Source organism: Mesorhizobium sp. M0028 (genome assembly GCF_040323855.1).
In the GTDB taxonomy this organism is placed as follows: domain Bacteria; phylum Pseudomonadota; class Alphaproteobacteria; order Rhizobiales; family Rhizobiaceae; genus Mesorhizobium.
In genome coordinates, this window is record NZ_JAMYVG010000006.1 from 21,342 (window position 1) to 41,156 (window position 19,815).

The following is a 19,815-nucleotide window of genomic DNA, read 5'->3' on the forward strand; positions in this document are numbered from 1 at the left end:
GCCTGGTCACCTGCGCCATACCTATAGCCCATATCGGCCTGCGAACCTCATATCAGCCTGCGAACATTGCCAGGAACCAAAGCATGAATATCGAGCCCCTTTTGCGATCCATCGTGGCCGTCCGCGCCACCGTCCCCGAAGACGCCTTCACGGCAGACGCGCTGGGCACCCGCCGCGAAGGCAGCGGCGTCGTCATCCGCGGCGACGGGTTGGTGCTCACCATCGGCTATCTCATCACCGAGGCCGAGGAGGTCTGGCTGGCCGACCAGGACGGCCGCGTGGTGCCCGCCCATGCGCTCGCCTACGATCAGGAATCGGGCTTCGGCCTGGTGCAGGCGCTGGCGCCGCTCGGACTGCCCGCCATTGCGCTCGGTGATGCGTCCAGGGCGAAGATCGGCGATCCCGTCGTGCTCGCCGACGGCGTCGGCCGCTCGGTGCGGGCGCAGATCGTCACCAAGCAGGAATTCGCCGGCTATTGGGAATATCTGCTCGACGAAGCGATCTTCACGGCGCCGGCCCACCCCTCATGGGGCGGCGCCGGCCTCATCGGCGCTGATGGCAGGCTGCTCGGCATCGGTTCGCTGCGCCTGCAGATGAGCCGCAACGGTGAGGTCGCCGACATCAACATGGTGGTGCCGATCGATCTGCTGCCGCCTATCCTCGACGATCTCCTGACGCGCGGCCAGGTCGCCAGGCCGCCGCGGCCGTGGCTCGGCGCCTTCTCGGCCGAGAGCGACGGCAAGGTCGTGGTGATGAGCGTCGCCGAGGGCGGCCCGGCCGCCCAGGCGGGCCTGCGCCAGGGCGACGTCATCTCGGATGTCCGCGACGCGGCGGTCGACGGGCTCGCCGATTTTTATCGCAAGCTGTGGAAGAGCGGCCCGGCGGGCGCCGAGATCCCGATCCGCGTGCTGCGCGACGGCCGCGAAACCTGGCTGCGCGTCAAATCCGCCGATCGCAACAGCCTGCTGTGGAAGCCGCCGCTGCAGTGAGGCAACCGAAACCTCTCACGCTCCGCAAGCGCTGAAGCCAGTGCCTGGGGTCCACTCCGCGAACGGGATGACCTTGCCTTCGACCGATACGGTCGCGTGCCTGGTGGTGCCGTCCGCCAGCTTCTTGCTGCTTTTGCCCTTGCCGGTCAGCACATTGTAGTCGCAGTCGCCGGCAACATTGTCGTCCATGTAATCCCAATATTCGTAGGCGAAACCGGCGACGACGAACGTGCCGTTGCGCCAGGCGAGCGTCAGCGTCTTGTTGGTCCGCTCGCTGCCGATCTCCATCGCCGGAATATAGAGCTTGATCGAGCCGTTGGGGAGCGCGGTGAGTTCGGGCTCGGCGTCGGATGTGGCGGGGCCTGGCCGGTCGTAGTCCTTCCATTCCGCGTAAATCTGTTCATGCACGACCCCGGCAGGCCTGAGAAAATTGCCGTCGCGGTCCCTGAGGAACAAATGCAGGTCCATGGAATAGCCGGGCTCGGTCTCGACGATCATCGCCAGATCGGCGGCGCCATCGCCGTTCCAGTCGCCGGTCGCCGCCGTGATGATCTTCTGGGTCTCGATCGGCTCCGCCAGGGCGGCGGCCGGCAGCAACAGGACCAGACCGAATATTGTCGATCGCATGTAAATCCCCCGAGCTTGGGCAGGCCTGAGACGCACGCGCTTCTCAGGAGGCCCGGCTCTGCCGCGTCTCGGAACGGCTCGTCTCGTTGAGCAGCCGGCAGAGCGAAACCGCTTCACGACGGCTCAGGCCGATCAGCGCGATCTGCGAAAATTGCGCCGGCAGATCGTGAACGATGTCCCACACCATCCATCGTCCGTTCGGCTCCAAGACACATTCGTAGCGCAATAGTTGTTCCTGCATCCGACCCCCCGGCTTTGCTCACCGGACTGGTACAGTGTCGAGGTAAATGAGTTGTTGCGCCGCGAGAGTATTCCACGGCTATCAAAACCAGGCGTTGAATCCCGCAGCGGCGAGCCTGACACACAGCAGGCCGCCCGGCGGGGCGGATCTCGACAAGGCGGCAGGGCAGGGACGCTTCTGGCGTGAGCGGCGCCGGCCGCCAACGTGGATCAGGCGTTGCGGCTCGCCATATGCGCGTCGAGCTTCCTCCTCGAGGGGCCGTAGCGCTTGATAATGGTCGCGGCCTCGCTTTGCGGTATGCCGTATTTGCGGGCAAACGCAGCGACCTCGTATGGCTCTTCGCCGGAGACCAGTTTGCGATCCTGCTTGGTCTTGGATTTGTCGTCGGCCATGGCGTCCTCCATCACATCTGGTCGTTATAGGGCTCCTTGGTCCGGCCGACCATCCTGGCCAGTTCGGCAAAGGACGGCACGCCGGTTTCGCCCTGGGCATTGTTGGCCGCCTGCAGCAGCCTGAGCGGAAAGCAGACGGCGTCGCGGTTGGACGGCGACATGTCTTCATAGAGACGCTCGTCGCTGGTCATCGCCGCCTCGGCCCGGCGCAACGCCATGTCGACTTCGTCGACCGATAACAGGCCCTTGTGGACCAGCGCGTTGTTGACGGCCGCGATTGCCATCATCAGTCCTTCGAGCTGGAGATTGGCGACGTTCATCGTCTTGCATCCTTGCCGGGCTTCTTGCCGGTAGCCTTGCCGTCTGGACGGATCGCTGCGCGCGGCGGGTTCTGGCCCTCCGAATGCCGGGTCTTGTCGTCGAAATCGTCAGCCGGCCTGGTCAATCCCATGCCGCCGGGAGGTGGCTTGTTGCCGGCCGCATCCTGCGAGAATTCGTCGGCCGCGTCGGGGCTCGTCTTTGCCGGATATTTCCTCGCTCCGGTCTCGTAGCGGTTCTGGTCGTCGGCCATGTCCTGTGCTCCGGTTGCAATGAGCAGATAACTTTCATGCGACGGCAGCGGTTCCGTGGCGAAATCGACCTTGCCGGTGCCGCAGCCTTAGCAATCTGTCGGGTTTTCGTGCATTCTTGTGCATGCCAACGATGCTTCGCTCCGACGCGCCGGCAAAATGCTGCTCCTACTGCGGTGGGCGGGACCACAATTACGAGGATTGCCCGAAGCGCAAAAGCGATGCCGAACGGCAGAAGGACGCGTCAGGCAACGCCTACCAGCGCGACGCTGCGGCTGGAGTGGAAGTCCGCTAAAGCGGTTCCAGAAAAGTGTCGGCGGTTTTCCGTCCGAAACTGCGTCAAACAGACAAACGGTTTTCAAAGCCAATCTCCATTGTCCGCCTAGCCTGATGGCGAGCTACCAATCGCTACCTTGCATAAACAGGTAGCATGTTATATACAGCCATTGAATTGGAAGTTACGCATGACCGACTCGATCCAGGTGCAGTTGCGAAAAGGCGCTCTCGAGTTGTGCGTCCTGGCCGTGCTGTCGCGGGGCGAAAGCTATGGCTACGAGATCGCCAGCACGCTGGTCGCCGCTGTGAACATGGGAGAAGGCACGATCTATCCGCTGATGCGGCGGATGCAGAATGACGGCCTCGTCGCCACCCGCATCGTCGAGTCGAGCAGCGGGCCGCCGCGCAAATATTACCGGCTCACGCCGCTCGGCCAGCAGGCTTTCGAAGCTCATCGCCGCGACTGGCGCTCGCTCGCGGGCGCAGTCGACAAACTTCTTGAGGATTTGCCATGACCAGGGATGCCTTCCTGCGAAAATTGAGACTGGGGCTCGCCGGCCTGCCAACTCAGGAGATCGAGGATATTATTGGCGACTACGCCGCCCATTTCGCCGATGCCTCGGGCCGCAGCGAAGCGGAGGTCGCGGCGGCCCTGGGTGACCCGGCCAGGCTTGCCCGCGAACTCCGCGCCGAAGCTGGGCTGCGCCGTTTTGAAACTCATTGGAGCGTGTCGAACATGTTGGCGGCGACGTTCGCGCTTGCCGGCCTTGCCTTCGTCGACATCGTCTTCCTGCTGCCGCTGCTCATCACCGCGGTCGTGCTTGCGCTCGGCCTTGGCATCACGCTTGTCGCCATCGGTGCGCTGGGCATCAAGATCATTCTGACCACGCTGCTGTTCGAGCCCGGCGGCACGCTCACGGCGATGCTTGGCCGCGTCTTCATCGGCGCCGGACTGGTGTGCGGGTTCCTCGGCGGCGGCGCCCTGCTGTTGCTGGGGTCGAGCGCCGGCATACAGGTCTTCGGGCGCTATGCCCGGATGCATTCCCGTCTGACCCACCCGGACCGCAACCAGGCTTGAGCTGTGCCAAGATCGCAATTTGTCATCACGTTGAAGGAAACGGACCATGACTGGAAAACTGGCATTCGTCGCAGCGGCGGGACTGGCCGGCGCCGCGCTCTTCCTGGCCGTCGGCATCGGGCTGGCCGGGCCGGACTGGATCAACGCCGGGGGTTCATGGATTGGCGGACAATCCACCTGCGGAGCAACCACATCGACCAGAAAAGAGGTCACGCTGCCGTTCCGCAACGACGGCAGTTTCACGATCGCTTTGCCGGCTTCAGTCCGCTATCAGCCGGGTGACAAGGCCGAGGCCGTCGTCAGCGGCGAGTCGACCCTGATCGACCATGTGCGGATGGAAGGCAGCAGGCTCACCTTGGATTGCGAACCGGGCTGGTTCGCGTCCCGGTTCGATGTCAGCGTGTCGGGGCCGGCAATTTCAGACTGGAAAGTGGTCGGCAGCGGCGACCTTGCCCTGTCGCAGATCAATCAGCCCGGGCTGCAGCTGAACATCCGCGGCAGCGGCAGCGTTACCGCAACCGGAACCGCCCAGACGGTCGATCTGGATATCCGCGGTTCGGGCACCGGCCGGCTCAGGAACCTTATCGCCCAATCCGCGCGGATCGAGATCCGCGGCAGCGGCGATGCGGAGATTACCGCACAAGCGTATGCGGACGTCACGATTTCCGGCAGCGGTGACGTCGACGTCTATGGGCACCCGACCATGCGGCGTTCGGAGGTCAGAGGCAGCGGCAGCATTACGCAGGTGCCGTAAAGCAATTTCGGCGTAGGGAATTGCCCTGGCCGGCCGAACCACCCGGCCGGTCCGACCGGCCGGCGCGAACATCCTTCCATGTCCAGAGGATTGCAATGCCGCCACTATTGTGGGCAAAACCAGCACGGGCAATCAAGTTGGGGTGGGGCAATGACCGATACGCAAGGCAATTCGGGCCGTCCGCAGGGCAAGCCGGGGACGGCGTCGATCGGTTCCGGCCTGATCGCCCTCGTCATCGTGGCGCTCGGCGTCTTTGCGCTCCTGGGATCCTGGTACACGATCGACCAGGGCGACCGCGGCGTGCTCTTGACCAACGGGGCGCTGAGCTCGGTCGTCGATCCCGGGCTGCATTTCAAGCTGCCATGGCTGCAGCGCGTCGAGAAGATCAGCCTGCGCCAGCAGGTGCTCAAATGGGGCTGCGAGAACCAGAACGATTGCAGCGGCCTGCCGGCCATGCAGGCCTATTCGCGCGACCAGCAGCCGGCGGACATGCGCGTCACCGTCAATTTCCACGTGCCGGCCGCCGAAGTCAGCAACGTCTACACCAATTACGGGTCGATCGAGGCACTGGCCGACCGTGTCATCGCCAGGAAAGCACCGCAGGAAATCAAGACGGTGTTCGGCCAGTACGACGCGGTGTCGGTGATCCAGAACCGGGCGAAGTTCAACAAGGACGTCGCCGAGGCCATTGCGGCGGTAACCGATGGCCCGGTGATGATCGACAGCGTGCAGGTCGAGAACATCGACTTCTCCGACGCCTACGAGCAGGCGGTCGAAGCCAGGATGACGGCGCAGGTCGAGGTGCAGAAGCAGGAACAAAACCTGCAGCAGGAAAAGATCAAGGCCGACATCGCCGTCACCCAGGCCAAGGGCCGCGCCGACAGCGTCAAGGCCGAAGCCGAAGCCAGCGCCTACAAGACCAGGATCGAAGGCGAGGCGACCGCGGAAGCCATCAAGGCCCGCGCCGCCGCAATCGCCAACAATCCGCTGCTGGTCGAACTGACCAAGGCGGAGAGATGGAACGGGGAATTGCCGAAGTCGATGATCCCGGGCTCAACCGTACCGTTCCTCGAACTCAGCTCGCCGGCCGCAGCATCGAACTGAGGCGCGGCATCGCGGCGCAACCAGGTCAGGGCGGCGGCGCGGTAGCCGTCCTGATGCGGTCACGGCTGAAGCACGGCGCCTCGGGCGCTTGCTTGCGTTTGCCCGAGAAAAGCCGTCAGCAGCTCCATTCCCGCCGGCCAGTCGCCGAGCCCGCTGTCGCCATTGATGTGGCCAAGCGGTCCGGCGATATGGAGATCGCTGCCCCAGCGCTCGGATTTTGCCCTGACATAGTCCAGCGAGCCGTAGGGATCGTTGGTGCTGGCGACAATCAGCGAGGGAAAGCGAAGCCGTTGTTGCGGTGTCTCGGCGAAGGCGCGGGCGGAGGAGGGGAAGGCCGGCGACGCAGGGTCCGGAACCGCAACCAGCAACGCGCCGCCGACCTCGCGGGGCGAGATCCGCTGCCAGTGCGCGACTAGCAGGCAGCCGAGGCTATGGGCGACGAGCACCGGTGGTGTCCTTGCCAGGCCTACAGCGGCTTCCAGCGCAGCCACCCAGTCGTCGAAGTCCGGCGCGTCCCAACTCGCCGGGCTGAACCGCCGCATCGCCAGGTCCGCCTGTTGCCAACGTGTCTGCCAGTGGGCTTTGCCCGATCCGCCGATGCCCGGCACAATGATGAATTCGGTCATGCGAAGCCCTTCTCTCCTGATGCAACGCGCGCAATTCTAGGTCTTCTCCCAGGCGGCGGAATGAGAGATCATCGGAAAGCAGCGAAGAAATCCGATGGATTAAAGGTGATCATGCGGAACGGCGATTATCGGCCAAGGCTCGATCCCACCGATCTGGCGATCATCGAGATCATGCAGGAGGATGCCCGCATCGGCATCTCCGAGCTTGGCCGCCGCGTCGGCCTGTCCCAGCCCGCCGCTTCGGAACGGGTGAAGCGGCTGGAGGAGCGCGGCGTCATCACCGGTTACAAGGCGGTGATCAATTCGGCAGCGCTCGGGCTCGGCACCATGGCGGTCATCCGCTTGCGCACCACGCATGAGCATATCCAGGCCTGCCTGAAGAAGTTCGCCCAGTTGCCGGAGGTGATCGAGGTACTGCGGGTGACCGGCGAGGACTGTTTTCTGGTCAAGGTCGTGGTCCCGTCACCGCCCGACCTTGAAAGCATCGTCGACAGCATCGGCCACTACGGCACGGTGACGACAAATGTGGTTCTGCGCGCCGAGCCACCGAAGCGGCTGGGGCGCGAATTGGTGACGAGGGCCTGACCGGGGCGCCGCCCCGCCGCCCGTCTATCGCTTTGTCTGCGTATGCCCGACGGCATTGGCGAACGAGATGCCGCCCTTGATCTCGCGCATCGCCATCGAGGTGATCGTGCGCCGCACGCCGGGTAACCGGCTGAGCTCCTCGCGCAGCATCCTGTCGAGCGCCATCATGTCGACGGTGACGATCTGCAGGAGATAGTCGGCCTCGCCTGTCGTGGCGTGGCAGCGGCGGATCAGCGGATGCTTCTGCACCGCCGCCTCGAAGGCGTCCGACAGCTCGAAATCGATCGACACCTGGATAAAGGCTTCGATGCCGAAGCCGAGCTTGGCCGGGTCGATGCGGGTCGAGTAGCCGCGGATGACGCCGGCGTCCTCCAGCGCCTTGACCCGCTTCCAGCACGGCGTCTTGCTCAGGCCAACCTCGTCGGCGAGCGCGGCAAAGGAGATGCGGGCATCGCGTTCGAGCGCCGCGACGATCTTCCGGTCGACCGCATCCAGCAGCATTCGTTCTTTCCTTCCGCTTCAGATGCAGTTTTTGTCCTTTGTTTCCCGCCAGCCGAATAACAGAAAGGGACAATGTTCGGCAAGAAAGCGATTAGACTCGGGGACCGGGACCCAACAAGCGCCTGCGGCCCGACGGCCGGGGCAAGGAGCATGGCCATGGACAAGCAGGACTATTATGCCCGCATCGAAACGCCTGAGATGCGCGACTATGGCGTCTACCTCAAATGCGACAGGCTGCTCGCCTGCCAGAAGCCGCTGGCCGAGATGGTCAATGCCGACGAGCTGCAGTTCCAGATCGTGCATCAAGTCGAGGAACTGTGGATGAAGCTCATCGCCTATACGCTGGTCGACGTCGTCGATTTCCTGGAAAAGCAGGACACGCATCGCATCGTCACGCTGATGGGGCGCGTGCACCGGCTGATGCGCATGATGACGGCGCAGCTCGACCTGCTCGAAACCATGTCGCCCAAGGAATACCAGCAGATCCGGTTGCAGCTCGGCAATGGCAGCGGCCAGGAATCGCCGGGCTTCAAGCAGCTGCTGCGGCTGCCGCCCGATCTGTGGCGGGCCTTCAAGGCGTCCTACCTCGATGGCCGCGGGCTCTCGGTCGAGGACGTCTACGATGCCGGCTACGATCACGGCGACAGCTATGTCGTTGCCGAAGCGCTGGTCGAGTTCGACGAGCTGTTCCAGAAATTCCGCGCCAACCACCTCTACCTCATCCACCGCACGATCGGCCTCGGCGCGAAATCGCTGAAGGGCCGGCCGGTCGAATTGCTGGAGGCCGGCGCCCGCCACCGCTTCTTCCCGGAGCTCTGGGACATACGCTGGGCGATGACCGACCGCTGGGGCAGCCAGTATGGAACGATACGGGAGCCGATCAGCAAGCCGGGGGCCAAGGTGGGGTAGTCCTGAACCTGGTTCCTCGCCCTAGTAAAGGCAGACAATCGATAGGGAGTCCCCCTCATCCGGCCGCGGAGCCTGTCCTCGGGCTTGCCGGAGGCAAGACCCGTGGGCGGCCACCTTCTCCCCGCTGGGGAGAAGAGGCTGGCATCAACGCAGGCGACCTCCTCTCCCCTCGGGGAGAGGTCGGATTGCCCCGAATTGCCCTTCGCAATTCGGTTGGCAATCCGGGTGAGGGGGCACTTGCCCATATGCGCCCTGCCTCCATTGGGCGAGGAACCAGGTTCTGCAATGTCTGGCCCGCTACGCGCTTGTATCCTGCAGGTTTTTCGGGGGATGATGTCGGGCTTGCGGCTGGTGGTGCGTCCTTGGGGCGAAACCGTCGCAACTCTTGGGAGGACATCATGACCTTGGAAACCACTCAATCATCCGTTCAGTCGCCGTGGCAGACCGCGGCAATCCTTGTCGCCCGCCTGATCTTTGCCGCCGTCTTCCTGATGGCCGTGACCTTCAAATTCATCGATATCGGCGCCACCGCCGGCTATATCGCGGCGGCCGGATTTCCGTTCCCGCTGTTCCTGGCCTGGTGCGCAGCCCTGCTCGAGGTCGTCCTCGTCCTATGCTTCCTGACCGGCGCCTTCTTCTCCTGGGCAGCACTCGCCGCCGGCGCCTATGTGCTGTTCCTGGGCTTCGCCTTCCACGGGCCATCGCACTGGGCCGGCAACCAGGCGGAGTTCGGCTTCTTCGTCGACCATTTCACCTTCCTGGCCGGGCTGCTGTTTGCCGCCGTGCACGGGCCAGGCCGCGTCCTGGCGCTGAAGCTTGGCAGGGGGTGATGCCGGAATTTCGGATCCGGCGTCTCGATCCGCACCAGCATCGTCGTGACATCGAGGACGGCCGGGTCCCGTCATTCAGGCCATCGCAGGTCGACTGCAATAAAAGCGACAGCTAAAGTAACGGGCGTTCTAGGTTTATGCTTTTTGTAGAGGCGCCTGCATTCCCTCTGTACTTCAAACTTTCGACGGGCTAAGCAAGACACGGGTCTTGAGGGGGAATTCATGAACATCGCCACGCGTTTTGCTGCCGCCATGATCGGCGCGTCACTGCTTGCCGGCTGCACCACGTTGACCGAAGGCGAATTCAACACGATGCATGCCACGCTTGAAGGCAGCCCTGCCGTGAAGCGCCTGGTCATCAAGGACTGCATTGCAAGAGAGAAATCCACGTCGCTCGGCGAAAAGAAGACTTACGCTGCGTTCATGAATGTGAGCGTGGCGAAGTACGAGACGGCCCTGTGCAGCCGTATCAGCAATGCCATTGCCAGTGGCAGACTGACCTACGCCGACTATGTGAAGCTGCATTCGCCAACCGCCGACAACAGCAAGGTCATCAGGATCATGCAGGGCCGCTAGCAGTCGCCGCCAGCCCGGCACGGCAGCCGTTATCGCTGTGTCAACTCCGATCGCGGCGCCAGTTATGATCGCCGCGTCACATCTGGTCGTTGTAAGGTTCCTTGATCTGACCGACCATGCGCGCCAGTTTCGAGAAGGAAGGCATGTCCGTCTCCGGCTGACACTGATTGGCCAACTCCAGCAGTCGGATCGGGAAGTTGACGGCGTCGCGGCTCGACGCCGACATGCCTTCGGACCTTTCCTCGTTGGTCTCGCTGGCTTCGGCCTTGCGCAAGGCGATGTCTATCTCCTCGACAGAGAGCACGCCCTTGCGGACCAGGACCTGATTGATCGATGCGATGGCCATAAGCAGGCCTTCGAGTTGCAGATTGGCGACGTTCATGGCTTTTGCTCCCATTGGCTAAGCTTCAAACGCGCGAATGCCTGTTCTGATCCGGACGGTGGCGTCTCGCCGGCCGGTGTGCTTCGCCCACCACCTCGCATTTTTTGCCGCCGCAACGTATTTTGTTCTTGCTTTGTGCCGGCAGCTATGCTACTAATCTGGGTATGGTGCTAATTGGCTCCAACGACCCGCCCGCCGAGGCGGGTTTTTTGTTTCAGGCCGGTTTGGAGACGATCACGGCGAGCGAGGCGAGCTTTCCGTCGCTCAGGCTTCGGATGTAGTTGCGGCGGCGCTGCAGGAATTCCGCGCCCATGACGATTTCATTTGCCTGCTGCTGCGCCGGCGAGGGCACGATGCCGGAATTGGCTCTCTGCAGCGCCAGCTCAACATGTTCGCCGGTTTCGTCGACGATCTCGTCGATGCGAAACCCGGCATCTGCAAACAGGGTTTTCAATTTTTCCCGATCGGCGAGGTGACTGGTCGCCGGCGAAACCGCCCAGGGCATGGGGTAGTATGGCGCGCCGCCGGCGAGCACGGCCTCGGTCCAGATCAGCCTGCCTCGCGGTTTCAGCACGCGCCAGGCCTCGTCGATGACCGCGGCCTTATTCTCGATGTTCATGCCGACATAGAAGCAGATCGCCGCATTGAACGTGCTGTCGCCAAAAGGCAATTTCGTCGCGTCGGCCTGATGGAAGCGAACCTTGTCGGACAATCCGCTGAGTGCGGTCAGTCGGCTCGACGCGGCGACAAAGGCCGGCGTCAGGTCGATGCCGTCGACCTGGCAGCCATAGGTCGAGGCCAGAAATCTTGCCGGCCCGCCAATGCCGCTGCCGATATCCAAGATCCGATCTATCGGCGAAGGCGCAAGACGGGCAGCATGCTCCCGCGTGGCGATCAGTTCGCGGCCATGGAGCTGATCGAATGGATAGAGTTGCGCGGCGGCGAGTTTGCCGGCCGGGTCGGCGTCCGGGATCGCGGCCAATATGCGATCGACGATGCCGTCGCTGCCGTAGTGACCGGTGACATTGCCCATGACGCGTTCCCCTCAAGCGCAAACACCATCCCATCAACGCAAGTCTCACGCAATGCCCCGCCTTTCTCGCCAAAGAACCCCTCTTTCCAGCCGTCCACCGATGAAGGGTGCGAGGTCGTCAGTGCATTTTTTTCCGCTGATGCCACATTTTGTTCTTGCTTTGTGCCGGCAGCTATGCTACTAATTTGGGTATGGTGCCAATTGGCTCCAACGACCCGCCCGCCGAGGCGGGTTTTTTGTTTCAGGCTTCTTTTTCGACCAAACGTTACGTGAGCTGCCAGCTGTGGGGCCGGCAGGACAGGGGCGAGAAGGAACGCGACCTGACGATCGTCGGAACCGCGAAATCACCAACCATGAATCCCGCAACGCGCTCGTGCGCCCACCCCAGAGAACATCCCCATGTCCAACCGTTACGCCACCATCATCACCGACGATGACGGCCACGAGGTCGTCAGCGCCATTGGCGAGTTCGCCGGCGCCGCACCCTATGCACGCATCGGCCGCTTCGAACTGGTCGCCGCCGGCGTGCGGATCGGTATGCTGCGTGGCGGTACCGTCGATGCGGTCGGCGGCTTCGGCTTCCCGTCGGAAGCACTCGACGGCAAGGCGGTGGCAATTCTCAGGGCACGGCTGAATGCCTTGCCTGACGCCGGTGCGATGAAGCCCGGCACGCCGACTGATGCGAAGCCGGCGAGCCAGCCGCACAAGCCGAAGTCGGCACGCGCCGGCAAGAAGGCCAAGCCGCGCAAGCGCATTGTGCGGCCAGCCAACAAGAAGCCGGCGATCTCCGCCGGGACGGCAGAGTAGGGCATGGCCAAGGCTCCTTCCACCGGCGATCCCCAGCCGCACGATCAAGCACCCGGCAAGCGAACCAAGCGGGCGAAGAAGACGCTGGCCGACGGCTTCCTCGAAGCGATCCGCGCCGATTTCCGCGCCCATGGCGCCGGCGTCATCGCCGAGGTGCGCGCCGAAAAGCCCGATCAGTATCTGAAGCTCGTGCTCTCGGTGCTGCCCAAGGATCTTAGTGTCAACATCAACAATCTGGATGCATTGAGCGATGACGAAATCAGGCAGCGCATCCGCGGCCTCGAAGCCGTCCTTAGGCCGTTCCTCGAGAAGCCGGACTTCGCAAAAGGCTTCGCCCAGCCGGGCGGCAAGGAAGGAATATCTCAGCCTGCTGGCGGAGCTGGACCGGAGGCGCCGCACTAACCAGCTTGCCGCCTATCGGCCTTATCCCCGACAGGCCGAATTTCACGCAGCCGGCGCGACCAATCGCGAGCGCCTGTTCATGGCCGGCAACCAGCTCGGCAAGACCAGGGCGGGCGGCGCCGAGTGGGCGATGCACCTCACCGGCCGCTATCCCGATTGGTGGCAAGGCAAGGTTTTCGATTGTGCGGTACGGATGTGGGCGGCCGGCGTCACCGGTGAAAGCACGCGCGACAACCCGCAGCGCATCCTGATCGGCCCGCCACAGCAGCAGGCGGCCTGGGGCACCGGGATGATCCCGGCCGACGCCCTCGTCAGCACGATGGCGGGACGGGCGCCGGGCGCGCTCGACAGCGTCGTGGTGCGCTGGGGCGGCGGCGGCGATGTCCAGGCCGACGAATCGGTGCTGTCGTTCAAGAGCTACGAGAAAGGCCGCGAGAAATGGCAGGGCGAAACGCTGCACGGCGTCTGGTTCGACGAGGAGCCGCCGCTCGACATCTATTCCGAAGGGCTGACCCGCACCAACGCCACCGGCGGCATCACCATCGTCACCTTCACGCCGCTGCTCGGCATGTCGGACGTGGTGCTGCTGTTTTTGTCCGCGGAGCAGGTGGGAGGGATGGGGAGGGGATGACAGCGCTGCGAAATCGCGCAACTCGCGTTCCTTCGCGCCCCCCTCTGTCCTGCCGGACATCTCCCCCTCTAGTGGGGAGATTGGATGTCGCATTGGCTTTCGCCAATCTCCAATGCTTGCGGATAAGCGAGACGCTGAAGCTGCCATCTCCCCCCTTGAGGGGGAGATGTCCGGCAGGACAGAGGGGGGCGCTGTCCCGCCATCATGAAAACATCTTACCGAACAGCAGCATACGTCCAACACCTGCCACCATGATTCAATGCCGCGAGGGTGAAAAACAATGACCCGTCACGTCACCTTCATGACCATCGACGATGCCGAGCATTATACGCCGCAGCAGCGCGCCGAGATCATTGCCGCCTATCCGGCGCATGAGCGTGAGGCGCGGGCCAAAGGCATTCCGGTGCTCGGCTCCGGCCGCATATTTCCGGTGGCCGAGGAGCTGATCGCCTGTGAGCCGTTCCCGCTGCCGCGCTATTGGCCGCGGCTCGGCGCACTCGATTTCGGCTGGGACCATCCCTCGGCGGCGGTCGAGCTCGCCTGGGATACGGAGGCCGACGTCGTCTATATCACAAAGGCCTGCCGCGCTTCGCAGCAGACTCCCGCCATGCAGGCGCTGACTCTGAAACCGTGGGGCGAATGGTTGCCATGGGCATGGCCGCGCGACGGCCGCCGCGAGACACTGGAGGGTGCCGGCACCGCGCTTGCCAAGCAATATTCGGCACATGGGCTGAACATGCTCGCCAGCCATGCGCAGTTCGCCGACGGTTCGGTATCGGTCGAGGCCGGGCTGATGGACATGCTCGATCGCATGCAATCAGGCCGCTTCAAGGTGTTTTCGACGCTTTTGCCGTGGTTCGAGGAGTTCCGGCTCTATCACCGCCGGGATGGCCAGGTGGTGAAGTTGCGCGACGATTTGATGGCGGCGACCCGCTATGGCGTGATGATGCTGAGGGAAGCGGTGGTCGACCCGGCGGTGTTCAAAGCCGCGCGGCGGAAGGCGGGGCAGGCCGATCCGCTGGGGGCGTTTCGGTGACCATCCGCATCATCCCCGCCACACTGCGCGATCTCTCCTATATCGCCGCCAACCTGCGGCCGGAGGACCGAGCCGAGATCGACTGCCAGTTCGACGAGTGGTCGCCGGCTTTGCTGGCGCTGACGGCGCTGCAGGGGTTTGCCTATGTTGCCGAGCTCGACGGCAATCCGGAGGCCGGCTTCGGCGCCGCCGAACAGCGCAGCGGGCTGTGGATCGCCTGGAGCTGGGGCACGCGCCGCATGAGGCGCTGCGTGCCTGGGATTACGGAATTCTTTCACGCCGTGCTCGGGCCGCAGGTTGCGGCGCACGGCGCCTGGCGGGTCGAGGCGCGAGCGCTGGCCGCCAATGAATTGGCGCTGCGCTGGCTGGCCCGGCTTGGTGCCACGCAACGCTGCCGCCTGCCGGGCTACGGCCGGAACGGCGAGGATTTTCTGCTCTACGACTGGACGAGAATCTCTCACTTTGGAGAAAACCATGTGCCTTTTTCAAAAGCCGCCGGCGCTGAAGCCGTTGCCGCCGACACCGACCATTGCCGACAAGGACGTGCAGGCGCGCGAGGCCGCGTTGCGGGCCCAGCTGGCGGCCAATGATGGGACCGCGGGAACGGTGAAGACCGATTTGTCGCCCAGTGAGCTCACCGGCCAGCGCCGCGTGCTGCTGGGGGTTTGACATGGGCGCGATGAGAAGAGTGTTCCGCAACCGCGTGCTGGCGTGGTGGTACTGGCGCCGGCACGCAAGGTTGGTGAAGAAGAGAGGCGGGTGATGCTGCCGATCTCCCCCCACGTGGGGGGAGATCGCAGCTTCCGCGTTTTCCGTAACAACCGAGCGCAAATCGTGTTCCTTCCGCACGGTTGACATTCTTCCCTCAGCCGCCATGCTGCATTGCAACATGGCTATCGAGAAGTTCGGCATGACGGAAACATCGCGCATCGAGTGCCTGGACGGGCTTCGGGCGCTCGCCGCGATCTGGGTGCTTATCGGGCACTGCCTGCTGTTGACCGGCTGGCAGGTTCCTATCCTCGGCGAACCGGACCTCGGCGTCGATCTGTTCATCATGCTGTCCGGCTTCCTGATGGTGTTCCATTACCAGCTGCGCCAGGACAAGGAGCCCTGGCAAAGGCCGGAAACCTGGCTGAAATTCTGGACCCGCCGCTACTTCAGGATAGCGCCGCTGTTCTACATCATGCTGTGCGCTGCCCTGGCGCTTGGCCCCTATCTCTACCAGTCGAGGATGGTCATCGACGAGTTCCTGCTGAGGTCGCCGCAGGCGCCCGAGCGTTATCTCGACAGCGGCCTGAAGAATATTGGCGCCCATCTGCTGTTCCTGTTCGGCCTGGTGCCGAATTTCGCCTATCGCACGCCGCTGCCGGACTGGAGCCTCGGGCTGGAGATGCAGTTCTATGCGGTGTTTCCGGCGATCATGCTGCTGGTGCGCAGGCTTGACTGGGTATGGAGCGCCATTCTGGTAGCGGCCACCGGCAGCGCGATCGTGTTGTTGATGGGGCAATTGTCGGTGCATTTTCCGATGCCGTCGTTCCTGCCGCTGAAGATGCAGATTTTCCTGTGCGGGATGCTGCTGGCGGGCGTCGTCCATCAAAGGCAAAAGCGGCCCTTCGCATATCTGGCGTTGGCCATGGCTCTGGCCGCGCTGCCCTTCGGCGGCGGCTATGGGCTTGGCAAGCTTTTGATGCGGGAAGCGCTCGTATTGGGTTTCTTTGCCCTGGTTCTCTACCGGATGCTGCCGGGAATGATGGGCATCGTGGCCAGAAAGATCGCCATGACGCTCGCCAACAGGTTCTTTCATCTGATGGGTGAGCTTTCCTTCAGCATCTATTTGATCCATCTGCTGGTTCTCCAGCCGGTCGCGGCCCTGGTCATCACCCAGTTCGGCCACGAATTGTCGGCGCCGCTGCGCTTTGCGGTCGTCACTGTCGTCGTTCTGCCGGTGGTGTGCCTGCTGTCCTGGATCACCTACACGCTGATCGAAGTGCCCGGCCAGAAGATGGGACGTTTCGTGGTGCAGCGTTTTGGGCGGAGCCCGGCGCTCGAGGGCAGCGCATGATCAGCTGAAACTGCCGATCTCCCCCCCTCGTGGGGGAGATGCCCGGCAGGGCAGAGGGGGGCGCTGTCCCGCCGGCTTGTGGATCATTTGTAACGCGACGTTAGGCGAATTCCGGTTGGGCGAATCCGGTCGGAAAAACATAAAAAACGCAGGCTTGCGATCCTTCGCGCCCCCCTCTGTCCTGCCGGACATCTCCCCCACAAGGGGGAGGTCGGCAGCTTCGGCGTCCCGCCGCTTCTTTTCAATCAAATCCATCAAGCGAGGCTGACCATGAGCGATTCCCGTGCTCGCGATATTCTGTCGCGACAGGCAGAACTGGAGAGCGAACGCAGCCAGTACGAGCATGTCTGGGAGGCGGTGTCCGAATTCTGCGACCCCGATGCGCCCGATATGTGGAGCGGCCGCCGCCAGGCCGGCACGGATTCGCAGGCCGAACGGCAGGAGCGGCGCGGTGCGCGCGTCTACGCCAACACCATCAACTCGGCCGCCAACCGGCTGGCCGCCGGGCTGGAAAGCCTGATCATCCCGCAGTCAGAGAAATGGCATGGGCTGTCGACCGCGGCAATCAACGACGAGGAAACCGACGAGGAAAAGGAATGGGCGGAAGCGCTGCGCGATTTCCTGTTTTCGCTGCGCTACTCCGCCAATTCGAACTTCGTGCCGGCAACACAGGCATGCCTGCGCAATGTCGTGCGCTACGGCCCAGCCTATCTCTACGCCGAGGAGGGTTTTGGCGGCACGCTGATCCGCTATGCCTCGATCCCCGTGGTCGAGGGCTATCTCTCGCGCAACCGCTGGGGCCAGGTCGATATTTTCCACCGCCGCTACGAGCGCACGGCGCGGCAGGCGGCGCAACTGCTCGGCTATGAAAAGCTGCCGATGCGGATCAAGGTTCTGGTCGACGACCCCTCGAAATGCGAGACGAAGATCTCGCTGATCCAGTGCATCCAGCCGCGCGACGAGCGCAAAATGTACAGTCTGAGCGGCACCTATCAGTATCTCGATACGGCGTTCGCTTCCTATCACGTCATCGAGGACGAGGAGGTGATCGTCAGGGAAAGCGGTTTTCGCTCGTTCCCGGTATCGTGCTTCAACTGGCGCCGCTACGAGGGCGATCCCTACGGCATCTCGCCGACCATCGAGGCGCTGACGACGGTGCGCGAGGAGAACGCCGTGCGGCGCTCCGGCCTGCGCGCCCTGCAGCAGATCACCGATCCGGCGACCGCGTCCAAGGCGCGGCTCGACTATGTGCCGGTGCTCAATCCCGGCGAGAATTATCCGGGCCTGATCGACGATGCCGGCCGGCCGCTGATCGCGCCCATCGCCACCGGCCAGAACCCGACCTATGCGTTCAATTATGCCGACAGCCGGGCCGAGGAGATCCGGGACATGATGTTCGTCAACCTGTTCCAGACGCTGGTGCAGAACCCGCAGATGACGGCGACCGAGGCCTTGATCCGGCAGGAGGAGAAGGGCGCGCTGCTCGGGCCGTCCGGCTCGATCATCCAGGCCGGCTTTGCCAGCAATCTCGACCGCGAGCTGGGTATTCTGGAAGACAAGGGACTTTACGAGGAAGACAGCCGCTTCCTGCCGCCGGCGAGCCTCGCCGGCAAGGCGCTGCGGCCGACCTTCACCGGCCCGCTCGACGTGCTGCGCCGCTCGGCCGAAGCCCGCGACACCATCCAGGTGGTGACGACGGCCATGCAGATGGCGCAATTCGATCCCGGCATCATGGACAATATCGACGGCGATGAAGCACTGAAGATCGTGCAGGGCGCGGGCCGCAGCCCGCAGCGCATCTTTCGCCGCCAGGACGAGGTGGCCGGTATTCGCGATGCTCGTGCCAAGGCCCAGCAGGAACAGGCCGGCATGGCGGCGGTCGCCGCCGCCGGCAAGGTCGCCAGGGATGCGGTGCCGGCGGCCGTACAGGCGCGCGATAGCGGCCTGCTGGATGGACTCGGCGAGCTGATGCCGCAGGGTGTGCAAGATGCTTCGGGCGGGCAGGGCGTATGAGTGGCAAACGCTTCGCCCATTCCAGCCAGGCCGGCGGCCCGGCCAAGGCGCAAGATGCGCTGGCCAAGGCCTATCTCAGGGTGTTCTCAGGCCAGGACGGCGAGATGGTGCTGGCCGACCTCACGGCTGCGACCGGCTATTACCGCCGCCCGTCCTATGGCGAGTGGCTGGCCAAGACAAAAACGCCGAACGGCTTCGAGCTGCACAGTGCGCTGAGCAATGCGCGGGCCGAAGTGGTGCAGCACATTATGGGGTTTTTGACGCTGGACGAAGCGCAGCTGGCGGCGCTGGCAAAGGCGGCGAGGCTGGAGGGGAGGTAGGGTGGTGGAGGACCTGTGGCTAAGTCTTGCTCAAATCTACGGTGAGTCGCAACGGGCTGGTTTTGACGCCTGGCGGCCAACACCTCTGGACCGATTTCGAAAGTTGTCGGGCCGCTTCGGCCGCTGCTTCCGAATGAGGTTCGTAGGATACAACCGTAACCGACTTGATCTTGCCGGCCTTGTCCAGTGTCACCTCGAAAGTGGCTTTGACACGATTGTCGACAGCGGCCACCGGCAAGACCAGGCATTCGTCAATCCGCTCAACACTGACAGCCTGTCTGGCGTGTGCGGAAACCGAACAAACAGCCAGCAGTGAGGTCATCAAAAATCGCATCGTCGCCCCCTTTGGATAGCAGACGATAGCGCCGACGTTTAATCAGCGGAAGGACCAAATCATCGGGGAAAAAGGATGCGCCGAGGCTGAAGCTGCGCCCCTCTCCCCGTTCTACGGGGAGATGATGCCGGCAGGCAGGTGAGGGGCGGAGCCGGCATGTCAGAAGTTTGCGCTGCCCCTCATCCCCCTGCCGGGACCTTCTCCCCGCAGAACGGGGAGAAGGGGGCACGCTCAATAATCGCCGTTATAATAGCGGTCGTCACAGGGGGCGGTGTAGATGCGGCCGCTGTTGCGATCCTGATAACGGCAAAGCTGTTCGCCGCGCGGCTGCGGCGTGGTGGCGTTGCCGACGACGGCGCCCAGCAAGGCGCCGGCTCCGGCACCGATGACCGTGCTCTTGGTGTTGCCGCCGATCGCCTGGCCGGCAAGCGCACCGGCGCCGGCGCCGAGCAGCGCACCGGTGCTGGTTCTCTGCTGTGCTTCGGTCTGCGCGCAGCCTGCCAATGCGGCGGTTACGAGCATGGCGGCAATGGCTCTGGAAATGGTCATCGTCTGGTACTCCCTTGAAGTCTATGAACTAATACACGGGCCGATTTTGCCAAGTGCGGTGGCATTTGCGGCGGAACATAGGCACTGGGCCTCACGAAATAAGACATGGTTGTTTTAGTCTGACAGCTCGGTTTCGGAAAGAAATGTAACCGAACAAGACGACGGAGCTTCATCTCAAATCGACCTTCA

General features: G+C 63.6%; 29 protein-coding genes. 18 read left to right on the plus strand and 11 right to left on the minus strand.

What is annotated here, in order from left to right; all coding sequences use genetic code 11:
- Positions 1–83 precede the first annotated feature (83 nt).
- Positions 84–989 (plus strand): S1C family serine protease, encoded by a 906-nt coding sequence (locus NKJ93_RS14015; RefSeq protein ID WP_023718127.1) that lies wholly within the window; start codon positions 84–86, stop codon positions 987–989.
- Positions 990–1,004: 15 nt separating this feature from the next.
- On the opposite strand, the gene NKJ93_RS14020 is transcribed toward NKJ93_RS14015, so the two are convergent.
- From NKJ93_RS14020 to NKJ93_RS14040, 5 genes are all read right to left on the minus strand, one after another.
- Positions 1,005–1,616, minus strand: a complete 612-nt coding sequence (locus NKJ93_RS14020; RefSeq protein WP_023718128.1) for a hypothetical protein — start codon at positions 1,614–1,616, stop codon at positions 1,005–1,007.
- Positions 1,617–1,659: 43 nt separating this feature from the next.
- Positions 1,660–1,857: a hypothetical protein gene (locus tag NKJ93_RS14025; RefSeq protein WP_031193725.1), complete on the minus strand. Its 198-nt coding sequence runs from the start codon at positions 1,855–1,857 to the stop codon at positions 1,660–1,662.
- Between the two features lie 209 nt (positions 1,858–2,066).
- On the minus strand, positions 2,067–2,249 hold the full coding sequence (locus tag NKJ93_RS14030) for a DUF3606 domain-containing protein (RefSeq protein WP_023675702.1): 183 nt from the start codon (positions 2,247–2,249) through the stop codon (positions 2,067–2,069).
- Positions 2,250–2,260: 11 nt separating this feature from the next.
- Positions 2,261–2,569, minus strand: coding sequence for a hypothetical protein (locus NKJ93_RS14035; RefSeq protein ID WP_023675703.1), 309 nt, complete (start codon positions 2,567–2,569; stop codon positions 2,261–2,263).
- A complete protein-coding gene (locus NKJ93_RS14040) occupies positions 2,566–2,820 on the minus strand; it encodes a hypothetical protein (protein ID WP_352589694.1) in 255 nt (84 codons plus the stop codon). The genes NKJ93_RS14035 and NKJ93_RS14040 overlap by 4 nt, the downstream gene beginning before the upstream one ends.
- A 122-nt stretch (positions 2,821–2,942) precedes the next feature.
- On the opposite strand from NKJ93_RS14040, the gene NKJ93_RS14045 reads away from it, so the two are divergent.
- From NKJ93_RS14045 to NKJ93_RS14065, 5 genes are all read left to right on the plus strand, one after another.
- Entirely contained in the window at positions 2,943–3,113 is a 171-nt protein-coding gene (locus tag NKJ93_RS14045) for a hypothetical protein (RefSeq protein ID WP_023718131.1), read from the plus strand.
- 169 nt (positions 3,114–3,282) lie between these two features.
- A complete protein-coding gene (locus NKJ93_RS14050) occupies positions 3,283–3,609 on the plus strand; it encodes a PadR family transcriptional regulator (RefSeq protein WP_023718132.1) in 327 nt (108 codons plus the stop codon).
- Positions 3,606–4,172, plus strand: a complete 567-nt coding sequence (locus NKJ93_RS14055) for a DUF1700 domain-containing protein (protein ID WP_023718133.1) — start codon at positions 3,606–3,608, stop codon at positions 4,170–4,172. The genes NKJ93_RS14050 and NKJ93_RS14055 overlap by 4 nt, the downstream gene beginning before the upstream one ends.
- A 46-nt stretch (positions 4,173–4,218) precedes the next feature.
- Positions 4,219–4,926, plus strand: a complete 708-nt coding sequence (locus NKJ93_RS14060) for a GIN domain-containing protein (protein ID WP_352481626.1) — start codon at positions 4,219–4,221, stop codon at positions 4,924–4,926.
- A 150-nt stretch (positions 4,927–5,076) separates the two neighbouring features.
- Complete coding sequence (locus tag NKJ93_RS14065) at positions 5,077–6,030, plus strand: prohibitin family protein (protein WP_023718135.1); 954 nt, start codon at positions 5,077–5,079, stop codon at positions 6,028–6,030.
- A 59-nt stretch (positions 6,031–6,089) separates the two neighbouring features.
- On the opposite strand, the gene NKJ93_RS14070 is transcribed toward NKJ93_RS14065, so the two are convergent.
- Positions 6,090–6,656 (minus strand): RBBP9/YdeN family alpha/beta hydrolase, encoded by a 567-nt coding sequence (locus NKJ93_RS14070; protein ID WP_352481625.1) that lies wholly within the window; start codon positions 6,654–6,656, stop codon positions 6,090–6,092.
- Positions 6,657–6,767: 111 nt separating this feature from the next.
- Between NKJ93_RS14070 and NKJ93_RS14075 the strand changes: the two genes are divergently transcribed.
- Positions 6,768–7,241: an Lrp/AsnC family transcriptional regulator gene (locus NKJ93_RS14075; protein ID WP_352496077.1), complete on the plus strand. Its 474-nt coding sequence runs from the start codon at positions 6,768–6,770 to the stop codon at positions 7,239–7,241.
- 24 nt (positions 7,242–7,265) lie between these two features.
- Here the strand turns inward: NKJ93_RS14075 and NKJ93_RS14080 are convergent, their stop codons facing one another.
- Positions 7,266–7,742 carry an Lrp/AsnC family transcriptional regulator gene (locus NKJ93_RS14080; RefSeq protein WP_031193729.1) on the minus strand — a complete coding sequence of 159 codons (477 nt, stop codon included), beginning with the start codon at positions 7,740–7,742 and terminating at the stop codon, positions 7,266–7,268.
- A 156-nt stretch (positions 7,743–7,898) separates the two neighbouring features.
- Between NKJ93_RS14080 and NKJ93_RS14085 the strand changes: the two genes are divergently transcribed.
- The 3 genes from NKJ93_RS14085 to NKJ93_RS14095 all read left to right on the plus strand — a co-directional run bounded on the left by NKJ93_RS14085 (position 7,899) and on the right by NKJ93_RS14095 (position 10,057).
- Positions 7,899–8,651, plus strand: a complete 753-nt coding sequence (locus NKJ93_RS14085; RefSeq protein ID WP_352481624.1) for a tryptophan 2,3-dioxygenase family protein — start codon at positions 7,899–7,901, stop codon at positions 8,649–8,651.
- A gap of 398 nt (positions 8,652–9,049) precedes the next feature.
- The gene (locus tag NKJ93_RS14090; protein WP_352589697.1) at positions 9,050–9,481 is read left to right on the plus strand and encodes a DoxX family protein; all 432 of its coding nucleotides are present in this window, start codon (positions 9,050–9,052) and stop codon (positions 9,479–9,481) included.
- A gap of 222 nt (positions 9,482–9,703) precedes the next feature.
- Complete coding sequence (locus NKJ93_RS14095; RefSeq protein ID WP_023718140.1) at positions 9,704–10,057, plus strand: hypothetical protein; 354 nt, start codon at positions 9,704–9,706, stop codon at positions 10,055–10,057.
- A gap of 76 nt (positions 10,058–10,133) precedes the next feature.
- On the opposite strand, the gene NKJ93_RS14100 is transcribed toward NKJ93_RS14095, so the two are convergent.
- Entirely contained in the window at positions 10,134–10,439 is a 306-nt protein-coding gene (locus NKJ93_RS14100) for a hypothetical protein (RefSeq protein WP_023675713.1), read from the minus strand.
- Positions 10,440–10,653: 214 nt separating this feature from the next.
- Entirely contained in the window at positions 10,654–11,472 is an 819-nt protein-coding gene (locus NKJ93_RS14105; RefSeq protein ID WP_352589700.1) for a class I SAM-dependent methyltransferase, read from the minus strand.
- 399 nt (positions 11,473–11,871) lie between these two features.
- Here NKJ93_RS14105 and NKJ93_RS14110 point away from each other — a divergent pair, with 399 nt between their 5' ends.
- From NKJ93_RS14110 to NKJ93_RS14145, 8 genes are all read left to right on the plus strand, one after another.
- The gene (locus tag NKJ93_RS14110) at positions 11,872–12,279 is read left to right on the plus strand and encodes a hypothetical protein (protein WP_352481621.1); all 408 of its coding nucleotides are present in this window, start codon (positions 11,872–11,874) and stop codon (positions 12,277–12,279) included.
- Positions 12,280–12,282: 3 nt separating this feature from the next.
- The gene (locus tag NKJ93_RS14115; protein WP_023718144.1) at positions 12,283–12,681 is read left to right on the plus strand and encodes a hypothetical protein; all 399 of its coding nucleotides are present in this window, start codon (positions 12,283–12,285) and stop codon (positions 12,679–12,681) included.
- Positions 12,682–12,760: 79 nt separating this feature from the next.
- A complete protein-coding gene (locus tag NKJ93_RS14120; protein WP_352496073.1) occupies positions 12,761–13,312 on the plus strand; it encodes a terminase large subunit domain-containing protein in 552 nt (183 codons plus the stop codon).
- A gap of 280 nt (positions 13,313–13,592) precedes the next feature.
- Positions 13,593–14,348, plus strand: coding sequence for a phage terminase large subunit family protein (locus NKJ93_RS14125; protein ID WP_352589703.1), 756 nt, complete (start codon positions 13,593–13,595; stop codon positions 14,346–14,348).
- Entirely contained in the window at positions 14,345–14,938 is a 594-nt protein-coding gene (locus NKJ93_RS14130) for a hypothetical protein (RefSeq protein WP_352496074.1), read from the plus strand. Before NKJ93_RS14125 ends, NKJ93_RS14130 begins: the two co-directional genes overlap by 4 nt.
- Positions 14,939–15,258: 320 nt before the next feature.
- A complete protein-coding gene (locus NKJ93_RS14135; protein WP_352589706.1) occupies positions 15,259–16,410 on the plus strand; it encodes an acyltransferase family protein in 1,152 nt (383 codons plus the stop codon).
- A 270-nt stretch (positions 16,411–16,680) separates the two neighbouring features.
- On the plus strand, positions 16,681–18,423 hold the full coding sequence (locus tag NKJ93_RS14140; protein WP_352589709.1) for a portal protein: 1,743 nt from the start codon (positions 16,681–16,683) through the stop codon (positions 18,421–18,423).
- Positions 18,420–18,743, plus strand: coding sequence for a Bbp19 family protein (locus NKJ93_RS14145; protein ID WP_352589711.1), 324 nt, complete (start codon positions 18,420–18,422; stop codon positions 18,741–18,743). Before NKJ93_RS14140 ends, NKJ93_RS14145 begins: the two co-directional genes overlap by 4 nt.
- A gap of 19 nt (positions 18,744–18,762) precedes the next feature.
- Here the strand turns inward: NKJ93_RS14145 and NKJ93_RS14150 are convergent, their stop codons facing one another.
- A complete protein-coding gene (locus tag NKJ93_RS14150; protein ID WP_352589714.1) occupies positions 18,763–19,065 on the minus strand; it encodes a hypothetical protein in 303 nt (100 codons plus the stop codon).
- A 243-nt stretch (positions 19,066–19,308) separates the two neighbouring features.
- Positions 19,309–19,626, minus strand: a complete 318-nt coding sequence (locus tag NKJ93_RS14155) for a YMGG-like glycine zipper-containing protein (RefSeq protein ID WP_023718151.1) — start codon at positions 19,624–19,626, stop codon at positions 19,309–19,311.
- Positions 19,627–19,815 lie beyond the last annotated feature (189 nt).